Annotated in this window: 19 protein-coding genes; 8 read left to right on the top strand and 11 right to left on the bottom strand. The window is 68.0% G+C overall.

Features of this window, described 5'->3' with window-relative positions:
* Window positions 1–48 precede the first annotated feature (48 nt).
* Together Q5H94_RS03350 and Q5H94_RS03355 are read left to right on the top strand one after the other, a co-directional pair.
* The gene (locus tag Q5H94_RS03350) at window positions 49–555 is read left to right on the top strand and encodes a ubiquinol-cytochrome C chaperone family protein (protein ID WP_431312132.1); all 507 of its coding nucleotides are present in this window, start codon (window positions 49–51) and stop codon (window positions 553–555) included.
* A complete protein-coding gene (locus Q5H94_RS03355) occupies window positions 552–1079 on the top strand; it encodes a YceD family protein (protein WP_304559817.1) in 528 nt (175 codons plus the stop codon). The genes Q5H94_RS03350 and Q5H94_RS03355 overlap by 4 nt, the downstream gene beginning before the upstream one ends.
* Here the strand turns inward: Q5H94_RS03355 and Q5H94_RS03360 are convergent.
* Genes Q5H94_RS03360 through Q5H94_RS03370 form a run of 3 tightly spaced genes read right to left on the bottom strand, consistent with a single transcriptional unit; the run spans window position 1076 to window position 5530 of the window.
* Complete coding sequence (locus Q5H94_RS03360; RefSeq protein WP_304559818.1) at window positions 1076–1618, bottom strand: SixA phosphatase family protein; 543 nt, start codon at window positions 1616–1618, stop codon at window positions 1076–1078. The two genes, Q5H94_RS03355 and Q5H94_RS03360, sit on opposite strands and share 4 nt — an antisense overlap.
* A 12-nt stretch (window positions 1619–1630) precedes the next feature.
* Window positions 1631–4345: an ATP-dependent DNA helicase gene (locus tag Q5H94_RS03365; RefSeq protein WP_304559819.1), complete on the bottom strand. Its 2715-nt coding sequence runs from the start codon at window positions 4343–4345 to the stop codon at window positions 1631–1633.
* A gap of 21 nt (window positions 4346–4366) precedes the next feature.
* On the bottom strand, window positions 4367–5530 hold the full coding sequence (locus Q5H94_RS03370; RefSeq protein WP_304559820.1) for a glycosyltransferase family 4 protein: 1164 nt from the start codon (window positions 5528–5530) through the stop codon (window positions 4367–4369).
* A 130-nt stretch (window positions 5531–5660) separates the two neighbouring features.
* Here Q5H94_RS03370 and Q5H94_RS03375 point away from each other — a divergent pair, with 130 nt between their 5' ends.
* Window positions 5661–7241, top strand: a complete 1581-nt coding sequence (locus tag Q5H94_RS03375; protein WP_304559821.1) for a lysine--tRNA ligase — start codon at window positions 5661–5663, stop codon at window positions 7239–7241.
* Window positions 7242–7379: 138 nt separating this feature from the next.
* Here the strand turns inward: Q5H94_RS03375 and Q5H94_RS03380 are convergent, their stop codons facing one another.
* From Q5H94_RS03380 to Q5H94_RS03410, 7 genes are all read right to left on the bottom strand, one after another.
* The gene (locus Q5H94_RS03380) at window positions 7380–8564 is read right to left on the bottom strand and encodes an MFS transporter (RefSeq protein ID WP_304560149.1); all 1185 of its coding nucleotides are present in this window, start codon (window positions 8562–8564) and stop codon (window positions 7380–7382) included.
* A gap of 130 nt (window positions 8565–8694) precedes the next feature.
* Entirely contained in the window at window positions 8695–8973 is a 279-nt protein-coding gene (locus Q5H94_RS03385; protein WP_304559822.1) for an acylphosphatase, read from the bottom strand.
* A gap of 4 nt (window positions 8974–8977) precedes the next feature.
* Entirely contained in the window at window positions 8978–9655 is a 678-nt protein-coding gene (locus Q5H94_RS03390; RefSeq protein WP_304559823.1) for a phytanoyl-CoA dioxygenase family protein, read from the bottom strand.
* The gene (locus Q5H94_RS03395) at window positions 9655–10584 is read right to left on the bottom strand and encodes an electron transfer flavoprotein subunit alpha/FixB family protein (protein WP_304559824.1); all 930 of its coding nucleotides are present in this window, start codon (window positions 10582–10584) and stop codon (window positions 9655–9657) included. The genes Q5H94_RS03390 and Q5H94_RS03395 overlap by 1 nt, the downstream gene beginning before the upstream one ends.
* Complete coding sequence (locus Q5H94_RS03400; protein WP_304559825.1) at window positions 10581–11330, bottom strand: electron transfer flavoprotein subunit beta/FixA family protein; 750 nt, start codon at window positions 11328–11330, stop codon at window positions 10581–10583. The genes Q5H94_RS03395 and Q5H94_RS03400 overlap by 4 nt, the downstream gene beginning before the upstream one ends.
* Window positions 11331–11442: 112 nt before the next feature.
* Window positions 11443–12642 carry an ADP-forming succinate--CoA ligase subunit beta gene (gene sucC, locus Q5H94_RS03405; RefSeq protein ID WP_304559826.1) on the bottom strand — a complete coding sequence of 400 codons (1200 nt, stop codon included), beginning with the start codon at window positions 12640–12642 and terminating at the stop codon, window positions 11443–11445.
* A 91-nt stretch (window positions 12643–12733) separates the two neighbouring features.
* Window positions 12734–13045, bottom strand: a complete 312-nt coding sequence (locus Q5H94_RS03410) for a hypothetical protein (RefSeq protein WP_304559827.1) — start codon at window positions 13043–13045, stop codon at window positions 12734–12736.
* Window positions 13046–13066: 21 nt separating this feature from the next.
* On the opposite strand from Q5H94_RS03410, the gene Q5H94_RS03415 reads away from it, so the two are divergent.
* Entirely contained in the window at window positions 13067–13564 is a 498-nt protein-coding gene (locus tag Q5H94_RS03415) for a sterol desaturase family protein (protein WP_304559828.1), read from the top strand.
* Between the two features lie 146 nt (window positions 13565–13710).
* Here Q5H94_RS03415 and Q5H94_RS03420 read toward each other — a convergent pair whose 3' ends face one another.
* Complete coding sequence (locus Q5H94_RS03420; protein ID WP_304559829.1) at window positions 13711–14646, bottom strand: ribose-phosphate pyrophosphokinase; 936 nt, start codon at window positions 14644–14646, stop codon at window positions 13711–13713.
* Between the two features lie 119 nt (window positions 14647–14765).
* Here Q5H94_RS03420 and Q5H94_RS03425 point away from each other — a divergent pair, with 119 nt between their 5' ends.
* The 4 genes from Q5H94_RS03425 (at window position 14766) to Q5H94_RS03440 (ending at window position 17786) form a co-directional block, all read left to right on the top strand.
* Window positions 14766–15263, top strand: a complete 498-nt coding sequence (locus tag Q5H94_RS03425; protein WP_304559830.1) for a YcxB family protein — start codon at window positions 14766–14768, stop codon at window positions 15261–15263.
* A gap of 6 nt (window positions 15264–15269) precedes the next feature.
* Window positions 15270–16604 (top strand): glutamate--tRNA ligase, encoded by a 1335-nt coding sequence (gltX, locus tag Q5H94_RS03430; protein WP_304559831.1) that lies wholly within the window; start codon window positions 15270–15272, stop codon window positions 16602–16604.
* Between the two features lie 85 nt (window positions 16605–16689).
* Window positions 16690–17355 carry an energy transducer TonB gene (locus tag Q5H94_RS03435; RefSeq protein ID WP_304559832.1) on the top strand — a complete coding sequence of 222 codons (666 nt, stop codon included), beginning with the start codon at window positions 16690–16692 and terminating at the stop codon, window positions 17353–17355.
* Window positions 17352–17786, top strand: coding sequence for a hypothetical protein (locus Q5H94_RS03440; RefSeq protein WP_304559833.1), 435 nt, complete (start codon window positions 17352–17354; stop codon window positions 17784–17786). Before Q5H94_RS03435 ends, Q5H94_RS03440 begins: the two co-directional genes overlap by 4 nt.
* Window positions 17787–17789 lie beyond the last annotated feature (3 nt).

The following is a 17789-nucleotide window of genomic DNA, read 5'->3' on the forward strand; positions in this document are numbered from 1 at the left end:
ATGCCGCAGAACACGGCCAAACAAGGGCCACCACTTGGGAGTGCCCGGTTGAGCTTGTTGAACAGGATTTTCGGGCGGCGGAACGACGAGGCCCTGCCGCTCTACACCGCGATCGTCGAGCGCGGACGCGCGCCGCACTGGTATCTCGACGGCGCTGTGCCCGATACGATCGACGGCCGCTTCGACATGATCGCCGCCGTCCTCTCGATCGTGCTGCTGCGGCTGGAGGGCGATCCCGCCAGCGCCGCGATCAGCGCGCGCGTGACCGAGCGGTTCGTCGACGACATGGACGGCCAGCTCCGCCAGATCGGCATCGGCGACGTCGTCGTCGGCAAGCATATCGGCAAGATGATGAGCATGCTGGGCGGCCGCATCGGCGCGTACCGTGACGGCATCGCGGCGGGCGATCTCGGCCCCGCGCTCACCCGCAACCTCTATCGCGGCGCGGCGCCCGCACCGGCGGCGCTGGCGCATGTCGGCACGTCGCTGTTCGCCTTGCGCGATGCGCTCGCCGCCACGCCCGCCCGCGCGCTGATCGCGGGGGATTTGCCGTGACCCCGCCCGAATTCTCCCGGCCGGAGCGTGTCGATACGATCGGCGCCGGAGAACGTGAGGTGACGATCGCCGCCGAACCGGCCGAACGCGCCGCACTGGCGCAGCGCTTCGCCCTGGTGTCGATCGACGCGCTCGAGGCGACGCTGGGCGTGCGGCGCGAAGCCGCCGGCATCGCCGTGCGCGGCCGCGTCACCGCATCGGTGGTGCAGGCCTGCACCGTCACCGCCGAGCCGATTGCCGTCACGGTCGACGAGGCTGTCGCGCTCCTGTTCGTCGACGGCACCGACGCCGATGCCGAGGAGATCGAACTCGACGAAGGCGCGCTCGACGTCATCCCCTACGAAGGCGGCGCGATCGATCTCGGCGAGGCGGCGGCGGAGACGATGGCGCTCGCGCTCGATCCCTTCCCGCGCGGCCCCGGTGCGGCGGCCGCGCTCAAGGCTGCCGGCGTCATCAGCGAAGGCGAGGAGGAAAAACCCGCCGGCGCGCTGGCGGGACTGAAGGATCTGCTGAAAAAGTCCTAATCCCCGTCCGGCCCCAGCGCCGCGTCCAGATCGCGCGGCCGCACGAACGCCGCCAGCGTCGCGCCGTTCGCCTTCACGCCCGTCCACGCCGCCACGTCGAAGGTCATCCGCGCGAGCGTCGCGGTCGGATATTTCACCTCGACCGCGTCGCGCAGGGCGTCCCCTTCCGCATCGGGCACCAGCAGCAGCACGAGATCCTCCAGCCCCGGATTGTGCCCGATCAGCAGCACGTCCGCCGCCGCATCCGGCAATTCCTGGATCGCATCGAGGATCGTCGCCGCCGACGCGAGATACAGCCGCCGGTCCCACGCGGGTGCCAGCGCCGATCCATAGCCGGCCTCGATCTCGGACAATGTCTCCACCACGCGCACGGCGGGCGAGGCGATGACATGGTCGAAGGCGAGACCCAGCCCGCGCATGTGCCGCCCCATCATCGCCGCCGCGCGCCGCCCCTTGCCGTTCAGCGGCCGGTCGAAATCGCGCGCCACGGGGTCGTCCCAGCCCGACTTGGCGTGACGGAGCAGCGTGAGCGTCTTCAATGGGCGTCTCCGTCAGGCGTCCTCGCCCGCCTCTTGCCCCACAACGGCGACGGATGGAAGGCGTCGCACGCGCGAGATCGCCTCGTCGAGCGTCACCCGCGCGACCGGCACGCCCGGCGGGAAGGCGGTCAACAACCGCGAGGGCATCGCCGCCGACAGCAGCACGAACACGCCGCGATCGTCCGCACGCCGGATCAGCCGCCCGAACGCCTGCGCCAGCCGCGCCCGCACGATGCGATCGTCATAGGCGCTGCCGCCGTTCGCCAGCCGCCGCGCGGCGTGCAGCACGCTCGGCTTGGGCCACGGCACCCCCTCCATCACCACCAGCCGCAGCGATTCGCCGGGCACGTCGACGCCGTCGCGCAGCGCGTCGGTCCCCAGCAGCGACGCATGGTGATCGTCGCGGAAGATATCGACGAGCGTGCCCGTATCGATCGGATCGACATGCTGCGCGTAGAGCGGCAGCCCCTCGCGCGCGAGCCGGTCGGCGATCCGCGTATGCACCGCGCGCAGCCGCCGGATCGCGGTGAACAACCCGAGCATCCCCCCGCCCGACGCCACCGCGAGCCGGGCATAGGCATTGGCCAGCCCGCCAAGATCACCGCGCTTCACGTCGGTGACGATCAGCACCTCGGCTTGGCTTGCATAATCGAACGGGCTCGCCGCCTCGAAGCGCGTGCCCGCGCGGATCAGATGCTGCGCGCCGGTCCGCGCCTCCGCGACTTCCCAATCGCCGCCGCCGCGCAACGTCGCCGAAGTAACGAGCGCGCCGTGGGCTGGCCGCAAGACGATCTCGGCAAACGGTTTCGAGGGATCGAGCCAGTGGCGCAGCAGGCCGACGTCGTAATCGCGCCCCTCGATGCGGTTGACGATCAGCCAGTCGACGAACTGCTCCGCCGCCGGCCCGCCGATGCGCGCGAGCAGCGCCAGCCACGACGCCACCGTCTCCGCGCGCCAGCCGAGCGAAGCGATCGCCCCCTCGATCCGCGCACGCGCCGGCGCGTCCATCCAGTCGGGCGCATCGGCCAGCACCGCCTCCAGCCGCCGCCCGAGCGCGACCAGCGGCCGCACCAACGCATCGAGCGCATGTGCCGCCGGCCCCGCCGCCTCGACCAGCGCTGGATCGGGCTCGGCCAGCTCGGTCTCGAGCCCGTAGCCCGCATCGCCATCCGATTCGGCGCGCGCGTAGGTCAACCCGCGCACCGCCGCGAGCAACGTCTCGACCGGTCCGAACGGCTGTCCGTCCGCCAGCCGCTGCAGCCAGCCATCGGCCGCCAGCGCCCCCGCCGCCTTGACGGCATCGGCGATCGCCTGCGCCCCCGCCTCGTCATAGCTCGCCACGTCGGAGAGCCGCGCCGCCAGCCCGCGCCGCCGCCCGCGCCCGCCGCTCTCTGGGCCGAGGATCCAGCGCCGCAGCTCGATCGTCTCCTGCCCGGTCAGCGCGGTCGAGAACATCATGTCGGCCGCGTCGAACAGGTGATGCCCCTCGTCGAACACGTAGCGCGTCGGCCGCGTCGACAATTCGCGCCCGCGCGCCGCATTGACCATCACCAGGGCATGATTGGCGATGACGATATCGGCCTCCACGCTCGCCCGCCCTGCGCGCTCGATGAAGCACTTCCGGTAATGCGGGCAGCCGGCATAGACGCACTCGCCGCGCCGGTCGGTCAGCGCAGTGCTGCCCGCGCGCCGGAACAGGGTCGTCAGCCACCCCGGCAGATCGCCGCCGACCATGTCGCCGTCCGCGCTATACGCCGCCCAACGCGCCACCAGTTGCGCCAGCACCGCCGCCCTTCCCGCGAACCCGCCCTGCAGCGCATCCTCCAGGTTGAGCAGGCACAAATAATTCTCCCGCCCCTTGCGCGTCACCACCTTCAGCCGCCGCAGCGCCGGATCGGGGAACAGCCGCGCGGTCTCGTGGCTCAACTGCCGCTGCAGCGCCTTGGTATAGGTCGACACCCACACCGCCCCGCCCGCCTTCTCCGCCCACAGCGAAGCGGGCGCGAGATAGCCGAGCGTCTTGCCGATCCCAGTCCCGGCCTCCGCCAGCACGAGATTGGGCGCGTCGCGCACCATGCGCGGGCCGAACGCCTCGATCGCCGCGCCCGCGAACGCGCGCTGCCCGGGCCGCTCCTCGGCTAGGCTGCCGGTGAGATGCGCCAGCCGCGCGCCCGTCTCCTCCGCGCCGAGCGTGATCGTGCGCGGCGCAGGGCGCGGCGCGCCTTCCGACCATTCGGGCAGTTTCGAGAACAGCCAGCGCTCCGCTGTCGCCGGCCGCGTCAGCCGCGTGCCGACGATCGGCGCCCACGGCCAGCGCAGTTTCGCGAGGTTCTGCGCCGCGCTCCACGCCCCCTCGCGCTCGGGCCAGTCGCCTTTGGTGACGTCGAGCAAGGCCGCCGCCGCCGCGCGCAGGAACCCCGCCACCTCGGCATCGCTCCCCGGCACGGCGATCCCGGCGACGCGCGCGAGCCCCTTGGGCGTCGGCACCATGAAGCGCGCCGGGAACAGGAAGGCGTAGAGCTCCAGCAGATCGAGCCCCGAAAGCTCGGCGAACCCCAGCCGCTGCGCCACCAAAGGTGCATTGAGCAGAATGACCGGCGTATCCGCCGCGATCCGTATCGCCTCACCCCGCCCGATCGGCCGTGTGCCGCTGTCGTCGGCGATCCATATGCCGCCGTGGCTGGCGTGAAGGGCAGGATAGGGCAGCACCCGACGGGGATAGCGCACCGGAACAGAATGGCAACCTGTTCAGCCGCCCATCTGCGCATACACGTCGCACAACTGGGCGGCATAGGTTTCCCAGTTCAGCCAGCGGCGCGTCACCGCCGCCGCCGCCGCGCCGATCACCGGAAGCGTCTCGCGCTCGCGGGCAAGCCGGCCGAGCAGCGCGGCCAGCGCATCGGCGGAACCCGCCTCGACCAGAAAGCCGGTCTCGCCGTCCACGACCATTTCCTCCGCCCCCGATTCGCGCGTCGCCACTACCGGCAGCCCGCACGCCAGCGCCTCGCAGATCGACACCGCCAGCCCTTCCTCCAGCGACGGCAGCACGAACAGGTCATGTTCGAGCAGCAGCGTGCGCATCTCAACGTTGGGCACGCGCTGGAGGTGGCGGAACTGCCCGGCGTAGCTGCCCAGCCGCGCCGCGACCGCCGTGTCGACCGTCCCCACCAGGGTAAGATCGACAACGTCGGGCCCGAGCCTGCGGCAGGCTTCGAGCAGGTGAAACTGGCCTTTGCGCAACCCGATCGTCCCGACGCAGACAATCTTCAGCGGCCGGCGCTCGTCCCCGTTGGGGATAGGATGCTCGGCCGGAAAGAAACGCGACAGATTGGCGGCATATGGCAGTTTCACCACTCGTTCCGCATCGATGCCGCGTTCCACGAACGAGCGCGCGACCGTCGCAGAGGGCACCAGCACGCGGTCCGCGCTCGCGATTTCGTCGATCAGCCGCGCGTCGCGGGTCGAGCGGTGCAGCGAGACGCCCTTCACGCCCCAGCGCTCGGCCTCGCGGTGCAAGATCTCGCGCTGATTGTCGGGATGCGTGTTGACCGCCTCGGCCAGCACCCGAGCGCCGTCGCGCCCCGCGCGCCTTACCACTGCGGTCTCATGGCCGTGCGCCATCACATGCCACAGATCGGCGGGCCGCCAGGCGGACAGCACCGCCCGGCTCCACACGGCCCCGTAGAGGATATGCGCCGGCCCCGTGCCGACTGTTCCGAACAGTCGCCCGTGCCCCTGCACGAGATATTCCTTGAACGGGAAGTTGAAGATCTGCTCCGCGGGCAGGCCCAGCGTCGCATCGGTGGCGCGCTTGTGCGCGTAGTAGAACTTCTGGAGGTATCCCTGTGCAGACACGTATTTCACGTAATTCGCGAAATGGAACTTGCCGCAGACGGCGATATTGACGGTCATGCGGCGCTCCCGGCACGCGGGTCGAGCGCGCCCATCACCTGCGCGCATAGGCGATCACGCCCGTGCGGTGAAGTCCAAGGCGACCAACCGGGGTGACGCGCGCGCCACATGCCGCTAACCAGCCGCCATCATGACCGAAGACCGCAGCACCGCCCTCGATTCCAAGGCCTGGCCCTATGAGGAGGCGCGCAAGCTCCTGAAACGCTATCCCGACGGCAAGCCCCCCAAGAACGGACAAGCTGCGCCGATCCTCTTCGAAACGGGCTACGGCCCCTCGGGCCTCCCGCACATCGGCACTTTCAACGAAGTGCTGCGCACGACGATGGTGCGCAATGCCTTCCACGCGCTGTCCGACCAGCCCACCCGCCTGATCGCCTTCAGCGACGACATGGACGGCCTGCGCAAGGTTCCCGACAATGTGCCCAACAAGGCGATGCTCACCGAACATCTCGGCAAGCCCTTGTCGCGCATCCCCGATCCGTTCGGCACGCACGAGAGCTTTGCGGCACACAACAACGCGCGCCTGCGCAGCTTCCTCGACGATTACGGCTTCGAGTACGAATTCGCCTCCTCGACCGACTATTATGCCGACGGACGCTTCGACGATGCGCTCAAGTCGGTGCTGCGCCATTATCAGGCGATCCTCGACGTCATGCTGCCCACGCTCGGTGCCGATCGCCGTGCGACCTATTCGCCCGTCCTGCCGGTCAGCCCCACGTCGGGCATCGTCCTGCAGGTGCCGGTCGAGGTGGTCGACGCCGACGCCGGCCTCATCGCCTTCACCGACGACGACGGCGAGCGCATCACCCAGACCGTGCTCGGCGGCCATGCCAAGCTGCAGTGGAAGGTCGACTGGGCAATGCGCTGGGTCGCGCTCGGCGTCGATTACGAGATGGCGGGCAAGGATCTGATCGATTCGGTCGTGCAGAGCTCGAAGATCTGCCGCGTCCTCGGCGGCCGCCCGCCCGAGGGCTTCAATTACGAGATGTTCCTCGACGAAAAGGGCGAGAAGATCTCCAAATCGAAGGGCAACGGCCTCTCGATCGAACAATGGCTAACCTATGGCAGCCCCGAGAGCCTCGCCTTCTTCGCGTACCGCGAGCCGAAGAAGGCCAAGTCGCTGCACATGGGCGTCATCCCGCGCGCGGTGGACGAATATTGGCAGTTCCGCGGCAATTACGCGGGCCAGGCGCTGAAGGAACAGCTCGGCAACCCCGTCCATCACATTCACGACGGCAAGCTGCCGACCGGCGAGTTGCCGGTCACCTTCGGCCTGCTCCTCAACCTCGTCGGCGTGATGGGCGATGCGACGCGCGAACAGGTCTGGGGCTATCTCGCCAACTACGTGCCCGATGCGACGCCAGAGGCGTACCCGGAACTCGACCGGCTGATCGGCTATGCCATCGCCTACGGCCGCGATTTCGTCGCGCCGACGCTGGTCAAGCGCCCGCCCGACGCCGTCGAGCGCGCCGCGCTGGAACGCCTCGACACCGATCTCGCCGCGCTTGCGGCAGATGCCGATGCCGAGACGATCCAGAACATCGTCTATGAAATCGGCAAGACAGCGGGCTTCGAGACGCTCCGCGACTGGTTCAAGGCGCTTTACGAGACGCTGCTCGGCTCCTCGCAAGGGCCGCGCATGGGCAGTTTCATCGCGCTCTACGGCGTGGAGAACTCGCGCAGACTGATCGCCGAGGCGCTGGCGCGATAAAGCGCTGTCCTACAGGCCGGGCGCGCGTTTATGGTCGCGCCCGGCTCTTTGACATCGTCGTGCCCGGAAAAAGGACCGTCCGAACGCCAATGGGCACTCGGTTCGTCGCAGTTTCACCCCCGTTTTGCGGAACCTTCGTTACCTTCGCCCCGCCTGCACCCGGTCGAACAGCACCGCCAGCCCGAGAATCGCGAGGCCGCCCAACGCCAGCAGCGCGCCGACCCAGCCGGTCGAGGTCCAGCCCAGCCCCGCCGCGATCGCCGCCCCGCCGAGCAGCGGCCCGAGCGCGTTGGCGGTGTTGAACGCCGAATGGTTGAGCGCCGCCGCCAGCCCCTGCGCCTTGCCCGCCACATCCATCAGCCGCGTCTGCAGGACGATGCCCAACGCCCCCGAAAAGCCGATCGCGAACACGTCCAGGCAGATCGACCAGAACGCCCGCGCCGCCAGCGGGTAGAACAGCAGCGAAACCGCACTCCACACCAGCAGCCCCGCCGCCGTCGGCATCAGCGCGCGGTCGGCGAAGCGCGGCGCGACGATACTGCCCACCGTCATACCGACGCCGAACACCGCCAACACCACCGGGATCATCGTCGCGGGGCTGCCCGTCACCGCCAGCAGCGTCGAGGCGAGATAGGTGTAGACGCAGAACAGCCCGCCGAAGCCGATCGCGCCGATCGCCAGCGTCAGCCACACCCGCGCATTGGCAAGCGCGCCGAGTTCGGTCAGCGGGCTCGTCTCGGGGTGCGGCCGGTCGCGCGGCGCGAACAGCCCCACCAGGATCACCGTCAGCAACGACAGCAGTGCCACCACGCCGAACCCCCAGCGCCAGCCCACCACCTGCCCCAGCCAGTTCGCCATCGGCACGCCGATGATCGTCGCCGTCGTCAGCCCCAGCATCACCCGCCCCACCGCCTGCGTGCGCTGGTTATCGGGCACCAGCGACGCCGCGACGAGCATCGCGACGCCGAAGTATGCGCCGTGCGGCAGCCCGCTCAGGAAGCGGAACAACAGCATCCAGTGATAGGTCGGTGCCACCGCGCTCAGCCCGTTGAACAGCGCGAACATCGTCATCAGCAGCAGCAATTGCGTCCGCCGCGCCAGCTTCGCCGCCGACACCGCCAGCAGCGGCGCGCCGACCACGACGCCGAGCGCGTAGGCGCTGATGACATGCCCCGCCGTCGGCGCATCGATGCGCAGGTCGGCCGCGAAATAGGGCAGCAGGCTCATCGTCGCGAACTCGGTCGTGCCGATCGCGAACCCGCCCATCGCCAGCGCCGCGTGGATCAGGGCGACAGGCGCGGACGGCTTGGCGGGAGCATGCATCCCCGCCAAGTGGCCATGCTGCGCTGCAGCGTCAATGGCGCGTAGTGCAACTGCCGCGCCATCACGGACAATCGCCAACCAACCCCGTTCGTCCTGAGCGAAGTCGAAGGACGCGCCACGGGCACGAACCTCAAATGGTCGCCCGCTTTTCGAAGCGCTCGTACACCGCGCCGCTCTCGTCCGGCGTAACGATCACCTCCGCCACCCGCGACGCCGGCGATCCCTCCCGGCACCGCACGATCAGCGTCTCGACCAGCTCGGAAGCCCCCGCCACGACAGCCTCGACCGACCCATCCGCCCGGTTCCGCACCCACCCGTCGATGCCGAGCGCGGCGGCCTGCTCGACCATCCAGTCGCGGTAGAACACGTTCTGCACACGCCCGGTGATGAGGAGGTGGCGGCGGATCATGGCGTCATATCCCAAGCCAATACAGGCCGCCGGGCAGTTCCGTGGCGGCAAAGTCGACTTGCAGAACGCGCCGCCGCGCCGGCGGGTCCGCGCGGTCGGAGGCGTGCAGGATCGGCGTGACGTAGGCCCAGATGTCTCCCGCCTCGGCCGTACACGCCACCACGCCGCACCGCGCCACCACCGCATCCACCGCGCTTTCCGCGATCCGCCCGAGCCGGTGCGATCCCGGCGCCACGAGCAGCGGCGCGTTCGTCGCCGGCACGTCGTCGATATGCACCCGCAATGTCGCCATCCCCACCTGCACTTCCGGCGGCGGCGCGACGTGCGGCATCCCGGCCTTCACCGTCCACGGCCCGAAGCCCGCCACGTCGATACGCTCGCGCACCGCGATCGTGCGGTCCTGATGCCACGCCAGCGCCCAGTTCGCGGATGGCGTCTTGTCGAACAGGACCGCCCGCACCGGACGCGCACCGCCGCCAATCAACGCCGCCGCGACCGCCCCGATCGGGCCATCGGGCATCAGCAAAGTCGCGAGCGCCGGATCGCCATGCAACCGCGTGCCCGCCCGATCCACCGGCTGCGCATCGGCGAACGCCCGCAGCGTCGCCAGAATCAAAAGGGCGGCGCGATCGTATCGCACCGCCCCATGATGTTCGAACGTCAGGTCGCTCGCCGCGACCATCAGAGCTTTTCGGTGAGCTCCGGCACGATCTTGAACAGATCGCCGACCAGGCCGATGTCCGCGACCTGGAAGATCGGGGCGTCCTCGTCCTTGTTGATGGCGATGATGGTCTTGCTGTCCTTCATGCCCGCCAGATGCTGGATCGCGCCCGAGATGCCGACGGCGATATAGACTTCGGGTGCCACGATCTTGCCGGTCTGGCCGACCTGATAGTCGTTGGGCACATAGCCCGCATCGACCGCCGCGCGGCTCGCGCCGACGCCCGCGCCGAGCTTGTCGGCGAGCGGCTCGATGATCGAATGGAAGTTCTCGCTGTTCTGGAGAGCCCGGCCACCCGACACGATCACCTTGGCCGACGTCAGCTCCGGCCGCTCCGACTTGGCGATCTCGCTGCCGACATAGGTCGATACGCCCGCGTCCGCCGCGCCCGACACGGCCTCGACCGTGCCCGAACCGCCTTCTGCAGCCGCCTTCTCGAACGCGGTGCCGCGCACCGAGATGACCTTCTTGGCGTCCGACGACTGCACCGTGGCGATCGCGTTGCCGGCATAGATCGGCCGCGTGAACGTGTCCGCGCTCTCGACACTGAGGATGTCGGAAATCTGCATCACGTCGAGCAAAGCCGCCACGCGCGGTGCGATGTTCTTGCCGTTGGTGGTGGACGGCACCAGGAATGCGTCATAGCCGTCCATCAGCGTCGCGACGAGCGGCGCGACGTTCTCGGCCAGCGCATGCGCCAGGCTGGCGTCGTCGGCGACCAGCACCTTCGACACGCCCGCGATCTTCGCCGCCGCCTCGCCGACGCCGCCGACGCCCGAACCCGCCACAAGCAGCGCGACGTCGCCGAGCTTCGCCGCCGCCGTCACCACCGAAAGCGTGGCATCCTTGACGGCCGCACCGTCATGTTCGACCCAAACGAGAACGGTCACTTCGCAACTCCCATCGCCTTCAGCTTGCCGACCAGCTCGTCGACATCCGCAACCTTGATGCCTGCCGAGCGCTTGGCCGGCTCGACCACCTTGAGCGTGGTCAGGCGCGGCGTCACGTCGACGCCATAATCGGCCGGCGTCTTGGTCGCGAGCGGCTTCGACTTCGCCTTCATGATGTTGGGCAGCGAGGCGTAGCGCGGCTCATTGAGGCGCAGGTCGGTCGTCACGATTGCGGGAAGCGTCAGCTTCTCGGTCTCGGAGCCGCCATCGACTTCGCGCGTCACGGTGACGCTGTCACCCTCGACCACCACGGCCGAGGCGAACGTGCCCTGGCCCCAGCCGGTCAGCGCGGCGAGCATCTGGCCGGTCTGGTTGTTGTCGTCGTCGATCGCCTGCTTGCCGAGGATGACGAGCGAGGGCTGCTCCTCGTCCGCCACCGCCTTCAGCAGCTTGGCGACGCCGAGCGGCTCGACCTTGGTCTCGGACGTGATCAGGATCGCGCGGTCCGCACCCATCGCCAGCGCCGTACGCAGCGTCTCCTGCGCCTTCGCCTCGCCGATGGAAACGACGACGATCTCGGTCGCCACGCCCTTTTCCTTCAGGCGGATCGCCTCTTCGACGGCGATCTCGTCGAACGGGTTCATGCTCATCTTGACGTTCGCCAGATCGACGCCCGTCCCGTCCGCCTTCACGCGGGGCTTCACATTGTAATCAAGCACGCGCTTGACCGGCACCAGGATCTTCATTCCACTCTCCGTCCGTCACCCCAGCGAAAGCTGGGGTCTCGGGTTAGGTCGCGCTCCGTCTCCACGAGATGCCAGCTTGCGCTGGCATGACGGGGGGAGGCGACGGTTGGCGTTACGCCGCCTTCTTCACCTCGGCGACGATCTTCTGCGCGGCGTCGCCCAGGTCGTTCGCGGGAACGATGGCGAGGCCCGAATTGGCGAGGATGTCCTTGCCCTGCTGCACGTTCGTGCCCTCGAGGCGGACGACCAGCGGCACCGACAGGTTCACTTCCTTCGCTGCGGCAACGATGCCCTCGGCAATGATGTCGCACTTCATGATGCCGCCGAAGATGTTGACGAGGATGCCCTTCACGTTCGGATCGGCGAGGATGATCTTGAACGCCGCCGTCACCTTCTCCTTGTTGGCGCCGCCGCCGACGTCGAGGAAGTTCGCCGGGAACATGCCGTTGAGCTTGATGATGTCCATCGTCGCCATCGCCAGGCCCGCGCCGTTGACCATGCAGCCGATATCGCCGTCGAGCTTGATATAGGCGAGGTCGTACTTGGATGCTTCCAGCTCGGCCGGATCCTCCTCGGTCGTGTCGCGCAGCTCCATCAGATCCTTGTGGCGGAACATCGAATTGCCGTCGAAGGCGACCTTCGCGTCGAGCACGAGCAACTGCCCCTGCTTGGTGACGGCGAGCGGGTTGATCTCGATCTGCTCGGCATCGGTGCCGAGGAAGGCGTCGTACAGCTTCGATGCGGTCGACGACGCCTGCTTGGCGAGGTCGCCGCTCAGGCCGAGTGCTGCGGCCACGGCGCGGCCGTGATGCGGCATGAAGCCGGTCGCGGGATCGATGTCGACCGTCTGGATCTTCTCGGGCGTGTCGTGCGCCACGGTCTCGATGTCCATGCCGCCCTCGGTCGAGACGACCATCGAGATGCGGCCGGTCGCGCGGTTGACGAGCAGCGCGAGGTAGAATTCCTTGTCGATGTCGGCACCGTCGGTGACGTACAGGCGGTTGACCTGCTTGCCATGCTCGCCGGTCTGGATCGTCACCAGCGTGTTGCCGAGCATGTCGGTCGCCGCGGCGCGGACCTCTTCCTCGTTCCAGGCAAGGCGGACACCGCCCTTGGCGTCGGGGCCCAGTTCCTTGAACTTGCCCTTGCCGCGGCCGCCGGCGTGGATCTGCGACTTCACGACATAGAGTGGCCCGGGCAGCTTCTTCGAGGCTTCTACCGCCTCCTCCACGCTCATCGCCGCGAAGCCCGCCGGCACCGGCACGCCGAATTTCGCGAGCAGTTCCTTGGCCTGATATTCGTGGATGTTCATGGGAAGAGCCCTTTCGAGAAGATCGGATGGGGTGCCTTAAGCACAGCCTCCGGCGCGAATCCACCCCCGGGTTACTCTCCGGTATAGAGTTTTAGCGTGCAATCCCCGCGGCGCACAGCGCCGCCGACTTTCCCGTCACCGTCACGATGCGCTCGTCGTCAAGCGCGCGCAGGCGATAGAGGAACTGATCGAGATCGCGCGAATCCCCGGCCTTGGCGATTCCGGCCAGCCGCCGCAACTGCAGGATCGAAAGCTGCCGCGTCATCCGCCCCGCCATGCATTCGGCAAGCGGCGGCTTGATTCCGGCGTGGATCAGCCCGTCGCGCAGCGGCACCCGCGGCGAGGCGCAGGCCGCGAGCGCGGCAAGCAGCAGCCCCGAGATCAAACGTCGCGCATTGGCCATTGCGTCGCTATATCGCGGCCGATGCCGTGGACCAATGCTCTTGCGATATTCGTGCTGACCGTCGCCGGGATGGAGCTGTTCGCCTATGTCGCACACCGCTGGGTGATGCACGGCCCCGGCTGGTTCCTCCACGCGAGCCATCACCGTCCGCGTACCGGAAACTGGGAGCTCAACGATCTCTATGCGGTGATCTTCGCGATTCCCTCGTTCGTGCTCATCCTCGGCGGGGTGCAGCTCGGCTGGTGGCCCGGCTTTGCGTGGATCGGGGCGGGCATCGCGGGCTACGGCGCGATCTATTTCGGCTTCCATGACGTCATCGTCCATCGCCGCATCGGCCACCGCTATGTGCCGCGCTCGGCCTACATGAAGCGCATCGTCCAGGCGCACCGCCTCCACCACGCGGTCGAGACCAGGACGGGCACTGTCAGCTTCGGCTTCCTCTATGCGCCGAAGCCCGAGACATTGAAGGCTGAGCTGAAGCGCCGCGAACTGGCCGGCGTGCGGAGCCCGCGCGGCTGATCTGTCCTACAAGGCGGAAATCTGAGACACCGGCGTCCGATGACAGCCGCTGCTCCCTCGATCCGGCACCCGAATATCCGCGCTCCCCTGCAGGGGAGCGCAATACGAGGGGGACGTAGCGTAAACTTTGTAAACTTTCGACGGGTTCAGTCGAACAGCGACGACACGCTCGACTCGTCGGCGATGCGCTTGATCGCCTCGCCCAGCAGCGGCGCGATCGTCAGGTGGCGGATGCGCTTGGCCGCCGTGATGACGTCATGCGCGCCGATCGAATCGGTGATCACCAGTTCCTCGAGCGCCGATCCCTCGACCCGCGCGACCGCCCCGCCCGACAGCACGCCGTGCGTGATATAGGCGACAACGCCCGCCGCACCGGCCTCTTTCAGCGCAGACGCCGCATTGCACAGCGTCCCGCCCGAATCGACGATATCGTCGATCAGCACGCAAAAGCGGCCCTCGACGTCGCCGATGATGTTCATCACCTCCGATTCGCCGGCGCGCTCACGCCTTTTGTCGACGATGGCGAGCGGGGCGTTGTCGAGCCGCTTGGCCAGAGCGCGCGCGCGCACCACGCCACCGACGTCGGGCGAAACGACCATCAGGTTGCGCCCGCCGTACCGCGTCAGGATATCGGCCGACATCACAGGCGCCGCGAACAGATTGTCGGTCGGAATGTCGAAGAAGCCCTGGATCTGCCCGGCGTGGAGATCGACCGACAGCACGCGGTCCGCGCCCGCGACGGTGATGAGATTGGCGACCAGCTTGGCCGAGATCGGCGTGCGCGGACCGGGCTTCCGATCCTGCCGGGCATAGCCGAAATACGGGACGACGGCGGTGATGCGCTTGGCCGACGCGCGCTTGAGCGCATCGATGCAGATCAGCAATTCCATGAGGTTGTCGTTGGCCGGATAGCCGGTCGACTGCAGCACGAACACGTCCTCGCCGCGCACGTTCTCATGGATTTCGACGAACACTTCCTCATCGGCGAAACGCCGCACGCTCGCCTGCGTCAGCGGCATCTCGAGATAGGCCGCGATATCGCGCGCCAGCGGCAGATTGGAATTGCCGGTCAGAAGTTTCATCGGATGCCGCCCCTTGCGCCCTTGCTCGCGGCATCCCTTAGAAGCGTGCGGCGAATCGCGAAAGGGTGCGCGGAGGAATTATGACGGGCAGCGTAACATTCACGCCGAGCGAGGCGGATGTGGTCGCGGCAACGCGGGCGAATTATCTCTGGTTGATACGGCGGAAGCCCGCCCTACGCGCTGGCGTCATCATCGCCGTCTGTGCCGGCATCGGTAGCGCGCTGGAACCGTTGTTGGACAAGAACGGTCAGCCACCCCTCACGATGCCGCTCTTCTTCATTGCGGGGTTCATGGTCGGAGCTTCCCTCTGGGGACTTCTCTGCCTGCTCGCACTTGCGCAACAGCCGGCGCGCGCGCGACGGGTGTTTCGGCAGCAGCGCAGCATTCACAAGCCATTCGTCTATAGCTGGTCCGACGACGGACTCGAATGGACGTCGGCAAGCGGGGGCGCTCGCTTCGCGTGGAACGAACTGCATGGCTGGCGCGAGAGCCCCGCGACCTTCGTGATCTACAGCAGCGAAAGCCTGTTCCAGTTCCTCCCGCGTCACGCCTTCGCGCCCGGGATGGAGGATGACCTGCGCGCGACGCTGGTCCGCTCCGGCCTGCCGGTCTACTGACCGCCGATGACCGTCCGTACCCGCTTCGCCCCCTCGCCGACCGGCCTGCTGCACGTCGGCAACATCCGCGCCGCGCTCCACAATTGGCTGTGGGCGCGGAAAGAAGGCGGCGAATTTTGTCTGCGCATCGACGATACCGATGCCGAACGCAGCGAGGAACGGTTCGTGGAGGCGATCCGCGCCGATCTCGGCTGGCTCGGCCTCGCGCCGGATGCCGAGACGCGACAGTCCGCGCGGTTCGCTCTTTACGAAGCGCGCTTCGAGGCATTGCGCGCAGTAGGCCGGGTCTATCCGGCCTATGAGACGCAGGCCGAGCTCGACCTCAAGCGCAAGATCGCCGCCGGGCGCGGCCTGCCGCCGCTCTACGACCGTGCCGCGCTGACGCTCACCGATGCCGATCGCGAAAAGTTGGAGGCGGAGGGCATCGCCCCGCATTGGCGCTTCAAGCTCGATCACGACGTAGCCATCGTCTGGGACGACCTCATCCGCGGCCCCCAGCGTTTCGACGCGAGGACGATGAGCGACCCGGTCATCCGCCGCGCCGACGGATCGTGGCTCTACATGCTGCCCTCGGCGATCGACGATGCCGAGATGGGCATAACCCATGTCGTGCGCGGCGAGGATCACGTCTCCAACACCGCGCTGCAGTTACAGATGTTCGCGGCGATGGGTGCCGAACCGCCCGCCTTCGCCCATGAGGCGCTGCTGACCGGCAGCGAAGGCAAGCTCTCCAAGCGACTCGGCAGCCTCGGCGTCGAACATTTCCGCGAAGCCGGCATCGAGCCCGAGGCCGTGCGCGCGCTCCTCGCCCGCATCGGCACCAGCGATCCTGTCGAGCCGATCGCCGACGCCGCGACTTTGATCGAGACCTTCGACTTCGCGCGCTTCGGCCGCGCGCCCGCGCGCTTCGACGAGGCCGAGCTCACCGCGCTCAACACGCGCATCGTCCACGGCCTGGATTTCGAGCGCGTGGCGGCGCGCCTGCCCGCCGGCATGGGCTGCGCCGAATGGGAGGCGGTGCGCCCCAATCTCGCGCACGTGGGCGAGGCGAGCGAATGGTGGCGCGTCATCGAAGGCCCGATCACCGCGCAGACCGACCCCGCCGACGCAGCCTTCCTCGCCGAAGCCGCGACGCTCGCCCCCGCGCTCGATTGGAAGGCCGAACCCTGGGGCCAGCTCACCGCCGCGCTGAAAGCCGCGACCGGGCGCAGCGGCAAGGCGCTGTTCCTGCCGCTCCGCCGCGCGCTGACCGGGCTCGATCACGGCCCCGACATGAAGGCGCTGCTGCCGCTGATCGGCAAGGATCGCACCGTCGCACGTCTCAAACAGGATATAACATAACACTTGCGACTCGCGATGTGACATAATAACATCCTCGCTAGGCGGCACTCTAAGAGGCCGCGCTCCAAGGAGAAGGAGACGAGGCATGTATGCAGACCGTTATGCGCGCCGGCGTATCGAACCCGGCAGTTTCGCAATGGCCCTCGCGGTCAACGGCGCGATCCTGACCGGACTGGTGTTTTTCGTGAACCCGAACGTCTCGCGCCATATCGAGACGATCCTGACGGCGACCGCGATCCCGGTCGAACCGCCGAAATCCGATCCCGTCCCGCCCAAGCCCATCCCGCAACCCCGCGCCGACGATCCGCTCCCGCGACAGGCGCCCGAGGTCAGCAGGACGCCGATCGATCTCCAGCCGATCGACTTCGGCCACAGCGAACCGCCGCCCTTCACCCCGGTCGATCTCGGCAACGGCGGCGGGGGCGGCACCATCCCCATCGAACCCATCAAGCCCTTGCCCCCCGTCATCGTCCAGCCCGCCATCAAGGACATGGCGAACTTTCAGCCGGTCTATCCCGCCGATGAGCGCCGTGCCGGCAATGGCGGCCGCGTCGAGGTGCGGGTGCTGGTCGGCGTCGATGGCCGCGTAAAGGATATCGAGCGCATCAGCGCCACCAGCGACTCGTTCTTCGAGGTCACGCGCCGCCGCGCGCTCGAGAAATGGCGCTTCACCCCTGCCACACGCGACGGTATCCCGTTCGAAACCTGGCGCAGGATCGGCGTGAGCTTCGTCCTGAACGAGGACCAGTGACGAAAGCGGCGGGGCTGGCGCGCAAGCCGCCCCGCCCCTATCTGGGGACGATGCGCTTTCGCCTGCCCTGGATGCCCAAAGACCTCGATGCGCCGATCTCGCCCGTCGGCGCCATCGCCGATCTGCGCGCTTTTCTCGGCCGCAAGCGCAAGCACGACATCGTCTTTCTGACGGCGGCGATCGGGCTGACCTTTCTTATCATGTACGGCTTCGTCATCGAGATGAAGGGCAAGCCGCAGCCCTATGAGCGCAAGATCATCTACTTCAAACAGTGGGATCTCACCCGCTCCGACGATCAGATCAAGGCGCAGCAGGCGATCGACAAGCCCGCACAGGACGCCCGCGAAAAGCAGGAGCGCGAGGACGAGGCTCGCCAGCGCGCGATCTACAAGAAGCTCGGCGATCAGATGAATGCGATCGGGCTATACTGAGCG

It is taken from the genome of Sphingomonas immobilis (genome assembly GCF_030580995.1).
In the GTDB taxonomy this organism is placed as follows: domain Bacteria; phylum Pseudomonadota; class Alphaproteobacteria; order Sphingomonadales; family Sphingomonadaceae; genus Sphingomonas; species Sphingomonas immobilis.